Genomic DNA, 15,295 nt, shown 5'->3' on the forward strand with positions numbered 1-15,295 from the left:
CCCGCCGACCCTGTCAGCCGGCTGACCCGCCGACGAGCGGCGCGGGCAGCGGCGCAACGTGCAGAACCGCCAGCCGGGACACCGCCCGGGTGAGCACCACGTACAACCGGTGCAGCCCGCGCGGCTCGGCCGCGACGATCGCCGCCGGCTCGACCACCACCACATGGTCGTACTCAAGGCCCTTCACCAGTGTCGCCGGCACCACTGTGACCCGCTCCGCGGCCGCCACGTCGTCGGCGGTCGCGGTTTCCACACCGGCCGCGGCCAACGCCGCGCGCAGGCCGTCGACCGCGTCGTCAGCGGCGATCACACCGACCGAGCCGTCGTGCGCGAGCGCCGCGCGCACCTCGGCCACCGTCGCCGCGGTCAGGTCGGTCACCGTACGCACGTCCAGGCCGCCGTCATGCCGCAGCGACTCGGCCGGCGGTACGTCCACCGCGAGCGCCGGGAGCAGCAGGTTCGCGAACGCGACGACTGCGGCGGGCACCCGGAAACCGATCGTCAACGGCACCACCACCGCGTCCGGCTTGCCCAGGTGGGCGAGGGATTCCCTCCAGTCCGTCGCCGCCCACGGCGCGGTGCCCTGGGCCAGGTCACCGAGGAGCGTGACCGAGCCGTGCTCGCTGCGCCGGGCGATGGCCCGACACTGCATCGGGGAGAGGTCCTGCGCCTCGTCCACCACCACGTGCCCGAACCCGGAGAGCCGTTCCAACAGCCCGGTCGCCTCGTCGATCAGCACCGCGTCGGCAGCTGTCCAACGGGTCGCCTTCGGCGTACGGGGCGGCTTCGCCCAGATCAACTGCGCCTGCTCGGCGTCGCTGAGCAGCCCGTCCGCCGCTGCGGCGAGCCGGTCCGGATCGGAGAACAGGCTGTGCATCAGCCCTTCCGGGGTGAGCGCCGGCCAGACCGCGTCCAGGAAGTCGAGCACCGGCCGGCAGCGGCTCATCCGGCGCAGCCAGGCATCGCTGGGCGACTCCGCACGCCGCGCCTCGGCCTGCCGTTGCAGCAGACTCACCACCCGCGCCTGGACGCGTTCCCGACCCGTGCCGTACGGCAGCCCCTCCCGGCGGGTCTCCTCGACGATCCGGTGCAACGGCTCCACCCCGATCCGCCAGCGGAACGAACCGTCCGACACGGTGATCGACTCGGTAGGGGTGCCGATCTGCGCCTGCACCGCGTGCCGCAACACGCTCGCCATCCGTACGTCGTGTTTGAGCGCTGCCACCGCCGGCGCCTCAACCGCCCGGACCGACACCCGGGTGATCAACTCTTCCACAGTGGCCTGTTCGACCTCGACCTCACCGAGCGCCGGCAGCACCGCCGCGATGTACGACAGGAACGCCCGATTCGGCCCGACGATCAGCACACCCGCCCGCCGCAACCGCTCCCGATGCAGATAGAGCAGGTACGCCGCCCGGTGCAGACCCACCGCGGTCTTCCCCGTACCCGGCGCGCCCTGCACACAGATCGAGTCGGCGAGGTCAGCCCGGACCAGCTCGTCCTGCTCCGGCTGAATCGTCGCGACGATGTCCCGCATCGGCCCGACGCGTGGACGCTCGATCTCGGCGGTGAGGATCCGACTGGTCGTACCGAGCTCCTCGCCCCGATCCAACCGCTCATCCTCGAAGCTGGTCAGCACACCATTGCTGAACCCGAACCGCCGCCGAACCGCCACCCCCTGCGGATCCCGCACACTGGCCCGGTAGAACGAGCGGGAGACCGGTGCCCGCCAGTCCAGCACCAACGGCTCGCCACGCTCATCAGTGACATGCCGCCGCCCCACGTGATACCGCCGACCGTGATGATCGCCGCTGGTGTCGGGCGCGGTCGGGTCGCTGGCGGGCCCGCCCGCAGTGGTCCCGTCGCCCCTGATCCTGCTGTCGGTGGTCCTGCCCTCGACGGTGCTGTTGTCGGTGCTCCCGTTGTTGGTGGTCCCGTTGTCAGTGGTGCTGTTGTTCGGGGCGCCGCCGAAGTCGAGGCGGCCAAAGAAGAGCGGAGTGGTCGGGTCGTCGGCCAGCTCGGCGACCCGGCGGGCCAGGGTGCGGCCGAGCGTCTCGGCCGCGTACGCGTCGCCGGCCACCTGGTCACCGGTGGCGAAGAGCGACTCGGCCCGCTCCCGCATCCGAGCCAGCGCCGCCCGCGAGGTGGTGAGGTGTGCGCGTTCGGCGGCCAGGTCCGCGTCGAGGTCGGTTTCGGTGCTGAGCTGGGTGTCGAGGTCAAGTGCGGGCATGCTGACGTCCCATCGGTCACATCTGCTGCGCGCTCGCGTGTCCGGGGGCGGATGGCCGGCCGCCCGGCGCGAAGACGTCCGTTCCGGTGCAGCTCACCTCGGCCGTCAAGCGGGCTGCAACCCTACGCCCCCCAACCCGACGTATCCAGCGAATTACCGACGCGACCACCTGTCCGAGACGGCGTGTTGCCTGGCCGGCTTGGCTGGGCGATCACGCCCCGCCCGCCCCGCCCCGCCACGCCCCGCGCCGTGCCGTGAGGGCCGCGTCTCCGGTTGATCGACTCGGCTTTCAGGAAGTCGCGGTGTCTGGGCCGGCGAGACACCCCGGTTTCCAGGAAGTCGAGTCGATCACCGGGAGCTGCCCGCTCGCCGTGCCCCGCTTGCCCGTCCGCCGAGGCCGTCCGCCAAGCCCGCGCTGGCCGCGCGGTCGGGCCGCGCTGCGGGGGTGATGGCAGGTTGGGGTGGGCTGGCGGGATCATGGGCGTATGACCGAGGCCCGCTCCGAATCGCGCCGGATGACGATCAGCGACCCCCAGGTGATGCGGGCGATGGCCCATCCGGCCCGGATCGCGATCATGGAGTACCTGAACAGCCGTGAGAGCGGTGGGACTGCCACCGAGTGCGCCGAGATCGTCGGGCTGTCGCCGAGCGCAACCAGTTACCACCTGCGGGCGCTGGCGAAGTTCGGTCTGGTTGAGCAGGCGCCGAGTCGGGGGGACGCGCGCGAGCGGTTGTGGCGTGTGCCGAGTGTGAGTGTGCTGGTCGAGGCGGGTCGTGATGCCGGGCCTGAGGCGCGTGCGGCCGAGCAGGCGCTGGTGGAGGCGCATGCGGTCCGGGCCATGGAGCGGACCCGGGACTGGTTGCGCCGCGCCGGGGACGAGCCGGCCGAGTGGTACGACACGGCCCTGTTCAGCGACACGCTGCTGCTCCTCACCGCCGAGGAGTTGGTCGAGTTGAACGAGGCGGTGCTGGCGCTGCTCCGGCCGTATCACCCGCGGCGGCGGCAGGGTGAACCGCCGGCGGGGGCGCGCACTGTCGCTGTGCAGTACCGGACGGTGCCGCTGGCATAGCCAGGCTTGCATGAAGCAGTTGTGAAGGATTATTTTCGAAGTATGTCCTTCACAACTGACGAGTCGCGCTGGTCCGACGTGTGGCTCGCCGCCGCCGCTCGAGGCACCACGATCTGCGGCGACTTCCTCGCCGCGACCGCCCTGGCGCTGGCGCTACAGGGTGCCGGCGCCGGCGGGCTGGCCGTGTCGGGGCTGCTGCTGGCCGCCACCCTGCCCCTTGTGGTCCTCGCCCCACTCGCGGGCAGACTCGCCGACCGGACTGACAGCCGTACCCTGCTGGTGACCATCGGGTTCGGGCAGGCCGCAATCTGCGCGCTGCTCGCCGTTGTCGAGCATCCGGTCCTGGTGGTGGGGCTCGTCGCCCTGCTGGCCTGCGGGCTCGCGGTCACCCAACCCTGTCTCGCCGCGCTGCTGCCGGCGATGGTCCGTCCGGCCGACCTGCCGCGAGCCAGCGCGATCAGCCAGACCGCTGTCTCGCTCGGTGCGCTCGGAGGCCCGGTGCTGGCCGGCCTGCTGGTGGGACAGTTCGGCACGCGCGTACCGCTGCTCCTCGATGCCGCGACCTACCTGGCGCTCGTGGTCGCGGGCCTGCTGCTGCGGACCCGACGCGGCGGCCGGTCCCGCGCCGCCGTGAGCAGCGAGGCCGCCGCCAGCCCGGCCACGGCGGTGAGCGGCCCGGCCGTTTCGGGCGGCGTGGCAACCCCTGGGGGTACGGAGATCGGCTGGCGACTGCGCCGCGATCCGCTGATGCTCGTCATGGTGGTGAGTACCGCTGTGGTGATCGCGGCGATCGGCGGTATCAACGTGATCGAGGTCTTCTTCATCAGGGAGACGTTGGAGGGTTCGGCGACCACGTACGGCCTGGTCAGTGCCGCGTGGATGGCCGGCATGCTGCCGGGAACCTGGCTCGCCGTACGACTTGCCAGACGGCTTGACGACGACGGCGCGTTGGTACGGGGAGTGCTTGCCACTCTGGCCGTGTGCAGCCTGATGGTGTTGCTGGCGTCGATGGTTCCCGCGGCGGGTGTGCTGGTGCCGCTCTGGCTGGTGGGTGGTGCCGCCAACGGTGGCGAGAACGTCTTCGCCAACCTGCTCACCGCTCGGCGGGTACCGGAGGCGATGCGCGCCCGGGCGTACGCCAGCTACGGCGCGGCGGTGCAGGGCGGCTCGATGGCGGGCTTTCTGATCGGCGGGGCGTTGCTCGCTGTCGTTCCGCCTCGGCCGCTGATCGCCGGTGTCGGTGTGGTCGGGCTGCTGGTGGTGCTGGTCTTCGTGCCGTTCGTGACCGGGGCGGCACGACGGTCGTCAAGTGCGGGCTTGGCCACTCCGGGCCGACCCGCCGAGCCGGAGCCAGCCGCCGGGGATACGGTCGGGCCATGGCTGAGCGCATCGCACGCCCGCGGGTCGGGCACATCCAGTTCCTGAACTGCCTGCCGATCTACTGGGGTCTGATGCGCTCCGGTGCACTGCTCGACGTCGACCTGCACAAGGACTCGCCGGACCGGTTGAGCGCGGCGCTGGTCGCCGGCGACCTCGACATCGGCCCGATCACGCTGTTGGAGTATCTGAAGCACGCCGACGAGCTGCTGCTCCTGCCGGACCTGGCGGTGGGCAGCGACGGGCCGGTGCTCTCCGTCAACATGGTCTCCACCCGGCCGCTCGGCGAGCTGGACGGCGCGCGGGTGGCGCTCGGCTCCACCTCGCGGACCGGGGTCATGCTGGCTCAGCTGCTGCTCGCCGAGCAGTACAACGTGCGGCCCGAGTACTTCCGCTGCCCGCCGGATCTGACCCAGATGCTGTTGGAGGCCGACGCCGCCGTGCTGATCGGGGACGTGGCGCTGCGGGCGTACTACGAGGCGCCGCGGAAGGGCCTCACTGTCACCGACCTCGGGCAGGCGTGGCGGGAGTGGACGGGGCTGCCGATGGTCTTTGCCGTCTGGGCGGTCCGCCGCGACTTCGCCGCCGCCCATCCGGGCCTGGTGAAGGAGGTGCACGAGGCCTTCCTGCGCTCGCGGGATCTCTGCCTGGCGGAGTTGGACCAGGTCGCCGAGGCGGCTGCCCGCTGGGAGACCTTCGACGCGGAGACGCTTGCCACGTACTTCCGAACCCTCGACTTCTCCCTCGGCGACCGACAGGTCGCCGGGCTGCGCGAGTGGGCTCGGCGGGCCGCCGCCATCGGCGAGGCCCCGGCGCTGCCGGACGGCGGCCCGGAGTTCTTCGCCGGCTGACCGCTGCCAAGCGGGCCCGGCGAAGCGCCGAGCCGCCAGACCTCGGTTCGCAGCCCTCGGGTCGGTGCGGCCGGCGTCAGCCTGAGCGACTCAGGTGCCGGGGCGCAGGAGCGCCTCGGTGATCTTCTCGCAGTTCTTCATGCCGTAGTCGTAGCCCATGTTGATCGGGTACTTGACCATCACGCCCATCGTCCAGGTGTCGCCGATGGCCAGGCAGTTGATGTGCATCTCCTGCTCCCTGGTCCGGTCGATCCACCCGTTCTTGATGGCGATCTTCTTCTGCTCGGCAGCCGGGAAGGCTTTGCGGATGCCGAAGTCACCGGCACCGCGAACCAGTTTCATCTCGTTGAGCAGCCACTTGGTCCACTTCGGCCCGGCGGCGGTGCCGGTGACGATGCAGTTGCCCATCCGGGCGGTGTCCCGGGGGGAGAGCGCCGTCCGGCTCCAGCCGCCGTCGGGGGCGACACTGCTGTCGGTCAGTTTGCACATGGAGATGAGCCGCTTGATCGAGGCGTCCCGGTCGACCTGGTTGTAGAACTGTTCGGCCCGGGTGTTGTCGCTGTCCCGGATGATCCGCGTCGCGTCGGCGAGCTTCGCGTCGCTCGGCGTCTGGCCGGCATCGGCAGCGCGACGCAGGTAGTCGGCAACGATCCAGGCCTTGATCATCGAGGCGGTCGTGCTGGTCTCGCCCATGTTCTTCGAACCGATGATCTTTCCGGTTCGGCGGTCGAGGACGCTCCAGGAGTACCAGCCCTCGATGTCCAGATCGAGGTTCTTGGCCACGAAGGGCAGCGGCTCCAGCGACGGGCTGGGGCTCGGTGACGGCGAGGACGGCTGGCGGGCGCTGCGGTCGGTGCCGGCGCCGGTGGGGCGGTCGCTGGTGCCGGAGCCCGCGTCACCCCACTTGGCCGCTGCGGACGACTCGAACGGCGACCCGGGTAGTAGCCGCAACGACACCAGGACCAGCCCGACGAGGATGACCGCGACGGCGATCAGCCGAATCGGAGAGGTCTCGCCGCCGCCGCGATCGACCCGACGGTTGCCGGCCATCAGAGCTTCCCGACCGGCTGCTGCGGCACCTTGAGCGCGGCGCCCGGCTGCGGGGTGACCAGCTGGGTGGCCACACTGGCGCAGACCTTCGCGCCGTAGTCCAGACCGGTTCTGATCGGGTAGCGCAGCATCACCGCGAGGCTCCACTTGCTGGTGACGGCGAGGCAGTTGACGTGCCAGTTGCCGTCGCCATAGATCGGGGTCCAGCCGTTCTTGATGCTGACCGGACCCTGGGCGGTGATCGACTTCGGTAGACCGTCGATGATCCCCCAGCGGCCACCACCGTACGAGGCCTTCTGGTCCTTGGCCGCGGTGGTGCCCTTGACCTTGCTCATCTGCTCAAGCACCCACTTGGTCCACTTCGGGCCGGCAGCCTTACCGTCGGCGATGCAGTCGCCGACCCGGACCGCGTCCCGGGGAGACATGCGGGTATAGCTCCAGAAGCCGGTGTACGGCTGCGTGTTGCCGCGCTTGGTGTCGGTCAGCCCGCAGATCTTGATCGCCCGTTGGATCACCGCGTCCGGAACGCTGCTCGACGAGGGCTTGTAGGAGCCACCCGCAGCGGCGTGGACCTTGTTGGCGGCTTTGTCGTTGCTGTCGACGATGGCGAGTCGAGCCGCCTCCTTCATCGCTGCGGGCGGTTCCCTGTCGCCGAGCTGTCGCAGGTAGTCGGAGACGATCCACGCCTTGATCATCGATTCGGTGGAGCTGGTCGCGGTCATGTTCGACGACCCGGAGATCTTGCCCGTCTTGCGATCCATCAGGGCCCATGAGAAGAACTCACCCTTGAAGCTCACCGACACCGGGCCGGCCGCCAGGGTGGGCGGCGGTGGTGGGGTGGGCGCGGGCGCGGCGACGGTCGACGTACCTCCGCCGCCGCCTCCGCCGCTGTCGTCACTGGCGAGTCGGGCGTACGCGGTGGGGACCAGTAGGACGCCGCCGAGCACGACTGCCGTGATGGCGAGCACCAGGGTCACGCGAGATCGCATGAGTGGGTGAACTCCAGGTGTCAGGGCCGGGGGGACCGGCTTGTCGTCGGGACGAATCGGATGCGATCGCCGGGGCCGGGGGAGGTGGCCTCAGTAGATATGTCGATGTCGGCAGCCGATCGGTTGTCCGGCAGAAGTCTACGTCCGGACCGGCGGACCGCCAGGGTTCGACACTAGGCAACCTGCGATAAAGGCGGGCTATGGGGCCGGTATGAGGTTTTTGCAGGGATTCACCTTTGTTTCGTGGCCTAGGTCACGACGAGATGACGGTGTCCAAGTAGCGCAAAGCGCTCATGCGCTCACAGATGGGATGCGCGGATTCCTGTTACACCCCCTGGTGCAACGCGGCGCAAGCTGTAACACTTAGCCTCATGTATGGCAACGACTTCTCCGCCCCGAACGGCGCCACCGACGAGGCATCCGGCGGCCTGCTGGGCGAGGTCGAGGCCGCCGAGGCTGAGCTGCGGGCAGCGGCCGCGCGCGGGCGGCGTGGCGGGCCCGCGCCGGACGAGGACCTGGCGGCGTACTTCGCCGAGGTCGTCGACGCCGAGCAGAAGATCGAGCCCCGCGACTGGATGCCCGACGCGTACCGGCGGACGCTGATCCGGCAGATCGCCCAGCACGCCCACTCCGAGATCATCGGCATGCAGCCGGAGGGCAACTGGATCAGTCGGGCGCCGTCGCTCAAGCGCAAGGCGATCCTGCTGGCCAAGGTGCAGGACGAGGCGGGTCACGGCCTCTACCTCTACGCCGCCGCCGAGACCCTCGGCATCAGCCGCGACGAGCTGGTCCAACTGCTGCTCGACGGCCGCCAGAAGTACAGCTCGATCTTCAACTACCCCACCCTCAGCTGGGCCGACGTTGGCGCCATCGGGTGGTTGGTGGACGGTGCGGCGATCGTCAACCAGGTGCCGCTCTGCCGCTGCTCGTACGGCCCGTACGCCCGCGCGATGATCCGGGTCTGCAAGGAGGAGTCGTTCCACCAGCGGCAGGGCTACGAGATCCTGCACACCCTGGCGCACGGCACCCCCGCCCAGCAGGCGATGGCCCAGGACTCCGTGGACCGTTGGTGGTACCCGTCGCTGGCCATGTTCGGCCCGCCGGACGGCGACTCCACGCACTCCGCCCAGTCGATGGCCTGGAAGATCAAGCGCTTCTCGAACGACGATCTGCGCCAGCGCTTCGTCGACATGTGCGTCCAGCAGGCCGAGATCCTCGGGCTGCGCATCCCCGACGCCGACCTGCGCTGGAACGACGAGCGGCAGGCGTACGACTACACCCAGCCGGACTATGACGAGCTGATGCAGGTGATCTCCGGCGACGGGCCGTGCAACAGGGAGCGGATGGCCCACCGCCGGGCCGCGCACGCCGACGGCGCCTGGGTACGCGAGGCCGCCGCGGCATACGCCGCGAAGCGGGCGGGACAGAAGGAGACGGTGGCCGCGTGAGCGAGCGTAGCGAGCAAGCCAAGCAACCCGGCATGACGAGTCATTCGCCTCTGTGGGAGGTCTTCGTACGGGCCCGGCGTGGGCTGTCGCACACGCACGTCGGCAGCCTGCACGCCCCCGACGCCGAGCTTGCCCTGCGCAACGCCCGCGACCTCTACACCCGCCGCCAGGAGGGTGTGTCGATCTGGGTGGTGCCGGCCGGCGCGATCACCGCGTCCAGCCCGGACGAGAAGGACGCCTTCTTCGACCCGGCCGCCGACAAGGTCTACCGCCATCCCACCTTCTACGAGGTGCCGGACGGGGTGGCCCACCTGTGAACGGGCCCTTCGACTTCACCCTCTCCCTCGCCGACGACGCGTTGATCGCGGCCCAGCGGCTGGCCGAGTGGACCACCCGCGCGCCGGAGATGGAAGAGGACATCGCGCTGGCCAACATCGCCCTCGACCAGCTCGGCGCGGCGCGCCTGCTGCTGTCGTACGCGGGCGAGCTGGAGGGCGCCGGCCGCGACGAGGACGCGCTGGCGTACCTGCGCGACGACCGCGAGTTCCGCAACGTGCTCCTGGTCGAGCTGCCCAACGACGACTTCGCGGTGACGATGGCCAAGCTGTTCTTCCTGGCGGCGTACCAACTGCCGCTGTACACGGCGCTGGCCGGCTGTGCGGACGAGCGGTTGGCCGCGATCGGCGCGAAGGCGCGCAAGGAGTCGGCGTACCACCTGGACCATGGCGCGCTGTGGGTGAAGCGGCTCGGTGACGGCACCGAGGAGTCGCATCGTCGGATGCAGGCGGCCGTCGACCAGGTGTGGCCGTACACCCACGAGTTGTTCGTCGCGGACCCGGCGGCGCCGGTCGACCCGGCCACCCTGCGGCCGGCGTTCGACGAGGTCGTCGGCCCGGTGCTGGCCGAGGCGACGCTCACCCAGCCGGGTGGTGCCTGGGCCCCCGCCGGTGGGCGGGCCGGTGTGCACACCGAGCACCTGGCCTACCTGCTCGCCGAGATGCAGGTGCTGCACCGAGCCCACCCCGGAGCGAAGTGGTGAGCGCGAGGAGCGCGAGCCCCACCATCGCGAACGCCACCGGCAGGGCGAGCGCACGGCAGGCCGCCGCGAGCGTCGTGGACCCGGAGATCCGGGTCATCACCATCGACGAGCTGGGCATCCTGCGCGCGGTCGACGAGGATCCGGCCAGTGGGCGGGTCACCGTCACCATCACCCCGACCTACACCGGCTGCCCGGCGATGGACGTGATCCGGGCCGACATCCGCCGCGCGCTCGCCGCTGCCGGCCACCCGGACGCGGAGGTCCGGACCGTCTACAGCCCACCGTGGAGCACCGACTGGATCTCCGAGGGTGGGCGGGCCAAGCTCGCCGCCGCCGGGATCGCCCCGCCGGCCCCGGTGGGCACCGCCGGCGTCGTGTCGCTGACGCTCGCGGTCCGCTGCCCGCAGTGTGGCTCGCCGGAGACCGAGCAGGTCAGCCGGTTCGGCTCCACCGCCTGCAAGGCACTGTGGCGGTGCCGTTCCTGCTCCGAACCCTTCGACCACCTGAAGGCGCTGTGACTGTCACCATCACCCGCCCGGTTCGCCGCCGGCCGGTTTTCCACCCGTTGTCCGTAGCCGCCGTCGACCGGCTCACCGACGACTCCGTGGCGGTCACCTTCGCCGTACCCGAGGAACTGCGGGAAACCTTCGCGTTCCGCGCGGGCCAGCACCTCACAGTGCGGCGAGCCGCCGAGGACGGCGCCGACGTGCGCCGGTCGTACTCGATCTGCTCCACCCCCGACGACCTGGCCCGGCACGGCCGGTTGCGGATCGGGGTGCGGGAGATCCCCGGCGGCGCGTTCTCGGCGTTCGCCTGCGGGGCGCTGCGCGGCGGCGACACCGTCGAGGTGCTGCCGCCGCTGGGCACCTTCACCACGGCGTTCGCGCCGGACCGGGTGCGGCACTACGGCGCTGTCGTCGCCGGCTCCGGCATCACGCCGGTGCTCGGGCTGGTAGCGACCGCCCTGGCCGTCGAACCGGCCAGCACCTTCACACTGGTGTACGGCAACCGCACGGCGAACACTGTGATGTTCGCCGAGGAGTTGGCCGACCTGAAGGACAGCTACCCGACCCGGTTGCACCTGGTGCACGTCCTCTCCCGGGAACAGGGCGAGTCGCCGCTGCTCTCCGGTCGGATCGACGCCGAGCGGCTGGGCCGGTTGCTGGGCACCATCGTGCCGGGCGACCTGATCGAGGAGTGGTTCCTCTGCGGCCCGTACGGCATGGTGGTCGACGTCCGGGACGTGCTCACCGCACGCGGGCTGCCCGAGTCGGCGGTGCACACCGAGTTGTTCCACGTCGACACGCCGCCGGAGCCGGTCCGTCGACCCGTCGACCAGGCGGGCGCCGGGGCCGAGGTGACCATCGTGCTGGACGGCCGGTCGTCGAGCTTCACGATGGGTCGCGAGGAACGGGTGCTGGACGCCGCGCTCAAGGTGCGGGGCGAGCTGCCGTACGCCTGCAAGGGTGGCGTCTGCTCGACCTGCAAGGCGAAGGTCGTCGACGGCGCTGTCACGATGGCCCGCAACTACGCGTTGGAGCCCGACGAACTGGCCGCCGGCTACGTGCTGACCTGCCAGTCCAGCCCGACCACCGACAAGCTCACCGTCGACTACGACGCATGACGACGCCGAACGACAGGGAGTTCGTCGAGCGGTTCGCCGAGGTCGCCGGGGGACGGCGGCCGACCGGCTACGTGGAGGGGTGGGAGCAGTTCGTCGAGTTCTGCGAGGCGGGCTATCACGACAACCTCGACGAGTACTGGTTCGACCTCAGCGTCCGCGACGCCATCGAACGGGTGCTGACCGACGAACGGCTGTCCGGCTTTCCGCAGATGGGGTGGGTCCGGGAGCGGATCGAGGCGGCGGACGAGCGGTTCCGCGCGGTGCTCTCCGCGCGGCCGATGCCGGGGCGCTCCGAGCAGCCGTGGTGGCAGGCGTACATGCCGGCGTGGGCGGGGCCGGAGTTCGCGGCGGAGCTGCGCGGCACCTACGGCGTCCACGTCGAGGTACGCGAAGACTGACGGCTGTGGGACGTGCCGCACCCGGCGGGGTCCGGCGGTCGAGTCGGGTGGGCCGACGTAGGCTCGGGGTGTGACGGTGAGCCGGGAGATCGACGACATCCTGCAGCGTGGCGCTGACGGCGGGCGGATCACGCCCGAGGAGGCGCTGCTGCTCTACACCGAGGCGCCCTTCCACGCGTTGGGCGAGGCGGCGGACGCGGTGCGTCGGCGGCGCTACCCGGACAACGTCGTCACCTACCTGATCGACCGCAACATCAACTACACGAACGTCTGCGTGACGGCGTGCAAGTTCTGCGCGTTCTACCGGGCGCCCAAGCACACGGAAGGGTGGACCCACCCGACCGAGGAGATCCTGCGCCGCTGCGGCGAGGCGGTCGAGCTGGGCGCCACCCAGGTGATGCTCCAGGGCGGGCACCACCCGGACTACGGCGTGGAGTACTACGAGGAGCTGTTCTCCTCGGTCAAGCAGGCGTACCCGCAGTTGGTCATCCACTCGATCGGCCCCAGCGAGATCCTGCACATGGCCAAGGTCTCCGGGGTGAGCCTGGACGAGGCCATCGCCCGGATCAAGACCGCCGGGCTGGACTCGATCGCCGGCGCCGGCGCGGAGATGCTGCCCGAGCGGCCCCGCAAGGCGATCGCCCCGCTCAAGGAGTCGGGCGAGCGCTGGCTGGAGGTCATGGAGCTGGCCCACCGGCAGGGCATCGAGTCGACCGCCACCATGATGATGGGCACCGGCGAGACGCACGCCGAGCGGATCGAGCACCTGCGCATGATCCGTGACGTGCAGGACCGCACCCGCGGTTTCCGGTCCTTCATTCCGTGGACGTACCAGCCGGAGAACAACCACCTCAAGGGCCGCACCCAGGCGACCACCCTGGAATACCTGCGGCTGGTCGCGGTGGCCCGGCTCTTCTTCGAGACCGTGCCGCACCTGCAGGCGTCCTGGTTGACCACCGGCAAGGACGTCGGGCAGCTCGCGCTGCACATGGGCGTGGACGACCTCGGCTCGATCATGCTGGAGGAGAACGTCATCTCCTCCGCCGGTGCCCGGCACCGCTCCAACCTGCACGAGCTGATCGGCATGATCCGCTCGGCGGACCGGATCCCGGCGCAGCGCGACACCCTCTACAACCGGCTCGCCGTGCACCACACGCCGGCCGACGACCCGACCGATGAGCGGGTGGTCTCGCACTTCTCCTCGATCGCGCTGCCCGGCGGCGGCGCGGGTCGATCCCTGCCCCTGGTGGACGTCAGCTGACTGTCGGCACCCGGCCGTTCGGCTGATAGACGCTCATGCTCCCGCCGGATCACCCCGGCGGTACGGGTGGTCCCCGCCGCCGCAGCGTCAGCCTCTCCGGTGCGGGGCTGGTGGAGATGATCGTCGGCGGCTAGCGTCCCGGCTCATATCCGTCGCCACCATCGACGGAAGAGGCTGTCCTCCATCGGCCCGCTGCGGGTCGTTCATATAACGCACGGCAGTACGGGCGGGATGGGTGACCATCCCGCCCGTACTGTCTGCCCAGCTCGGACCGGACGGATGAAAACGGCTCCGCCTGCTGGCGTGGCAGATCGGCCTCCGATAACGTCCGCTCGTTCCGCAACCATTCTTTCTTCCCTACCCCCGGGGGACTGATGACAGCGTTCCACCGCTCGACGCTGGTACGCGCCAGTGTCGTGGCGCTGCTCGCGGCCGGCGGCATCGCCGCCGTGGCCGCTCCAGTGCTGGCGGCCGAGGAGGCCGACCTGGCCCTGGTGCCGCTCAGCTACAACCTGGCCAAGGGTGTGACGGAGGCCAAGAGCAAGCCGTTCAAGTTCTCGGTCGACAACACCCGGAGCAAGGAAGACGCCAAGGGTGTCAGTTACACAGTGGACACCAGCAAGCTGAAGACGAACAAGGTGCGGGTCGTGGTGCCCGACGGTTGCCGGGTGAACGGCAAGAAGTTCACCTGCCGCCTCGGCGACCTGGCCGCCGGCACCAGCGAGGACTTCGGTATCCCGATCTTCTCCACCGGTGGCAAGGGTGACGCCGGCACTCTGGTGGTCACCATCCGCTCGGCCACCGAGGACCCGAACGAGGACGACAACAAGGTCGAGCACGACATCACCGTCACCGAGCCCGGATACGACCTGACCAGTTGGGTGCAGGACGTCAACGCGAACGTCGTGGTGAACGGCGTCAACGGCGACGACCCCGACCTTCGGCCGGTGCGGCCGGGCGAGACGGTGCCGGTCGACTGGGCGGTCTACAACGACGGCAGCCGCAAGGCCACCGGCCTCGCCTACGTGTTGACCCTCCCGGCGGGCGTCACCTTCGATACCCTGCCGGACACGTGCACCACGCAGACCTTCGGCGTCGCTCAGGCGCTCTGCCAGGACGACGGCGCGGTGATCCGGCCCGGTGACTACTACACCGCGGACATCAAGGTGACAGTCGGCAAGGACGTCACCGAGCCCGTGCTGCGGGTCGGCGAGCTGGTGGCGCACGGCCTGGACGTGGCAGCCGGCAGGCCCGAGGAGCAGCCGCGGCGGGCCAACACCGCCCAGCGGAAGGCTTTCACCGAGATCGACGAGGGCGACAACCAGGCGATCTTCGACGTCTTCGTCGACCTGGCCGTCGACCCGACGCCGACGCCCACGCCCACTGTCACCCCGACCGAGTCGCCGACGCCGACGCCGACTGTCACCCCGACCGAGTCGCCGACGCCGACGCCGACTGTCACGCCGACGGAGTCGCCGACCCCGACGGAGACGCCGACGCCGACGCCGACTGTCACCCCGACCGAGACGCCGACCCCGACGCCGACTGTCACGCCGACGCCGACTGTCACGCCGACCGAGTCGCCGACGCCGACTGTCACCCCGACCGAGACGCCGACGGTCACGCCGACCGAGACGCCGACGGTCACGCCGACGCCGACGCCGACTGTCACGCCGACCGAGACGCCCACCGTCACCCCGACCCCGACCCCGACCCCGACGGAGAAGCCCACGCCGACGCCGACCGCGACGGAGACGCCGACGGCCACGCCGACGCCGATCCCCAGCGGTACGGCGACGCCGGGCACTACCGTCTCGCCGGGTGCCGGTGGTGGCTCCGCCGGTGGTGGCCCGGGCGGTGGCGGCCTGCCGGTGACCGGTGTGCAGGTCGGGCTGATCGGCGGCATCGGCGTGATCATCCTGCTGGTGGGTGGGGCGCTGCTGGTGCTCACCCGTCGC

The 15,295-nt window shown here is 70.7% G+C and carries 13 protein-coding genes and 1 pseudogene; 11 read left to right on the forward strand and 3 right to left on the reverse strand.

Annotated elements, in window-relative coordinates; genetic code table 11:
* Positions 1 to 13 precede the first annotated feature (13 nt).
* Positions 14 to 2,230: a HelD family protein gene (locus MED01_RS12720; protein WP_238668726.1), complete on the reverse strand. Its 2,217-nt coding sequence runs from the start codon at positions 2,228 to 2,230 to the stop codon at positions 14 to 16.
* Positions 2,231 to 2,715: 485 nt separating this feature from the next.
* Between MED01_RS12720 and MED01_RS12725 the strand changes: the two genes are divergently transcribed.
* The 3 genes from MED01_RS12725 to MED01_RS12735 are packed head-to-tail and all read left to right on the forward strand — an operon-like array spanning position 2,716 to position 5,528.
* A complete protein-coding gene (locus MED01_RS12725; protein ID WP_238668727.1) occupies positions 2,716 to 3,300 on the forward strand; it encodes a winged helix-turn-helix domain-containing protein in 585 nt (194 codons plus the stop codon).
* Positions 3,301 to 3,342: 42 nt separating this feature from the next.
* Entirely contained in the window at positions 3,343 to 4,725 is a 1,383-nt protein-coding gene (locus MED01_RS12730) for an MFS transporter (RefSeq protein ID WP_238668728.1), read from the forward strand.
* The gene (locus tag MED01_RS12735) at positions 4,677 to 5,528 is read left to right on the forward strand and encodes a menaquinone biosynthetic enzyme MqnA/MqnD family protein (protein WP_238668729.1); all 852 of its coding nucleotides are present in this window, start codon (positions 4,677 to 4,679) and stop codon (positions 5,526 to 5,528) included. The genes MED01_RS12730 and MED01_RS12735 overlap by 49 nt, the downstream gene beginning before the upstream one ends.
* 90 nt (positions 5,529 to 5,618) lie before the next feature.
* Here MED01_RS12735 and MED01_RS12740 read toward each other — a convergent pair whose 3' ends face one another.
* Together MED01_RS12740 and MED01_RS12745 are read right to left on the reverse strand one after the other, a co-directional pair.
* Positions 5,619 to 6,578 (reverse strand): serine hydrolase, encoded by a 960-nt coding sequence (locus tag MED01_RS12740; RefSeq protein ID WP_238668730.1) that lies wholly within the window; start codon positions 6,576 to 6,578, stop codon positions 5,619 to 5,621.
* Positions 6,578 to 7,567, reverse strand: coding sequence for a hypothetical protein (locus tag MED01_RS12745; protein WP_238668731.1), 990 nt, complete (start codon positions 7,565 to 7,567; stop codon positions 6,578 to 6,580). The genes MED01_RS12740 and MED01_RS12745 overlap by 1 nt, the downstream gene beginning before the upstream one ends.
* A gap of 371 nt (positions 7,568 to 7,938) precedes the next feature.
* Between MED01_RS12745 and paaA the strand changes: the two genes are divergently transcribed.
* The 8 genes and pseudogenes from paaA to MED01_RS36335 form a co-directional block, all read left to right on the forward strand.
* Complete coding sequence (paaA, locus tag MED01_RS12750; RefSeq protein WP_238668732.1) at positions 7,939 to 9,015, forward strand: 1,2-phenylacetyl-CoA epoxidase subunit PaaA; 1,077 nt, start codon at positions 7,939 to 7,941, stop codon at positions 9,013 to 9,015.
* Positions 9,012 to 9,332 carry a 1,2-phenylacetyl-CoA epoxidase subunit PaaB gene (gene paaB, locus MED01_RS12755; protein WP_372493655.1) on the forward strand — a complete coding sequence of 107 codons (321 nt, stop codon included), beginning with the start codon at positions 9,012 to 9,014 and terminating at the stop codon, positions 9,330 to 9,332. Before paaA ends, paaB begins: the two co-directional genes overlap by 4 nt.
* Positions 9,329 to 10,054, forward strand: coding sequence for a 1,2-phenylacetyl-CoA epoxidase subunit PaaC (paaC, locus tag MED01_RS12760; protein ID WP_238668733.1), 726 nt, complete (start codon positions 9,329 to 9,331; stop codon positions 10,052 to 10,054). The genes paaB and paaC overlap by 4 nt, the downstream gene beginning before the upstream one ends.
* A gap of 23 nt (positions 10,055 to 10,077) precedes the next feature.
* Positions 10,078 to 10,572, forward strand: coding sequence for a 1,2-phenylacetyl-CoA epoxidase subunit PaaD (paaD, locus tag MED01_RS12765; protein ID WP_238668905.1), 495 nt, complete (start codon positions 10,078 to 10,080; stop codon positions 10,570 to 10,572).
* Positions 10,569 to 11,678: a 1,2-phenylacetyl-CoA epoxidase subunit PaaE gene (gene paaE / locus MED01_RS12770; RefSeq protein ID WP_238668735.1), complete on the forward strand. Its 1,110-nt coding sequence runs from the start codon at positions 10,569 to 10,571 to the stop codon at positions 11,676 to 11,678. The genes paaD and paaE overlap by 4 nt, the downstream gene beginning before the upstream one ends.
* Positions 11,675 to 12,076: a hypothetical protein gene (locus MED01_RS12775; protein ID WP_238668736.1), complete on the forward strand. Its 402-nt coding sequence runs from the start codon at positions 11,675 to 11,677 to the stop codon at positions 12,074 to 12,076. Before paaE ends, MED01_RS12775 begins: the two co-directional genes overlap by 4 nt.
* Positions 12,077 to 12,146: 70 nt before the next feature.
* Entirely contained in the window at positions 12,147 to 13,337 is a 1,191-nt protein-coding gene (gene mqnC, locus MED01_RS12780) for a cyclic dehypoxanthinyl futalosine synthase (RefSeq protein WP_238668738.1), read from the forward strand.
* Positions 13,338 to 13,711: 374 nt separating this feature from the next.
* A pseudogene (locus MED01_RS36335) lies at positions 13,712 to 14,767 on the forward strand (cell wall anchor protein); the annotation flags it as partial.
* Positions 14,768 to 15,295 lie beyond the last annotated feature (528 nt).

Origin of the sequence: Micromonospora alfalfae, assembly GCF_022230925.1 — a bacterium.
Taxonomy (GTDB): Bacteria; Actinomycetota; Actinomycetes; order Mycobacteriales; family Micromonosporaceae; genus Micromonospora; species Micromonospora alfalfae.

Excerpts from the sequence above, each read along its gene's own strand:
- paaA (WP_238668732.1), top strand. The coding sequence starts at position 7,939 with ATGTATGGCAACGACTTCTCCGCCCCGAACGGCGCCACCGACGAGGCA.
- MED01_RS12720 (WP_238668726.1), bottom strand. The coding sequence starts at position 2,230 with ATGCCCGCACTTGACCTCGACACCCAGCTCAGCACCGAAACCGACCTC.
- MED01_RS12725 (WP_238668727.1), top strand. The coding sequence starts at position 2,716 with ATGACCGAGGCCCGCTCCGAATCGCGCCGGATGACGATCAGCGACCCC.
- MED01_RS12745 (WP_238668731.1), bottom strand. The coding sequence starts at position 7,567 with ATGCGATCTCGCGTGACCCTGGTGCTCGCCATCACGGCAGTCGTGCTC.
- MED01_RS12730 (WP_238668728.1), top strand. The coding sequence starts at position 3,343 with ATGTCCTTCACAACTGACGAGTCGCGCTGGTCCGACGTGTGGCTCGCC.
- MED01_RS12740 (WP_238668730.1), bottom strand. The coding sequence starts at position 6,578 with ATGGCCGGCAACCGTCGGGTCGATCGCGGCGGCGGCGAGACCTCTCCG.
- MED01_RS12775 (WP_238668736.1), top strand. The coding sequence starts at position 11,675 with ATGACGACGCCGAACGACAGGGAGTTCGTCGAGCGGTTCGCCGAGGTC.
- MED01_RS12735 (WP_238668729.1), top strand. The coding sequence starts at position 4,677 with ATGGCTGAGCGCATCGCACGCCCGCGGGTCGGGCACATCCAGTTCCTG.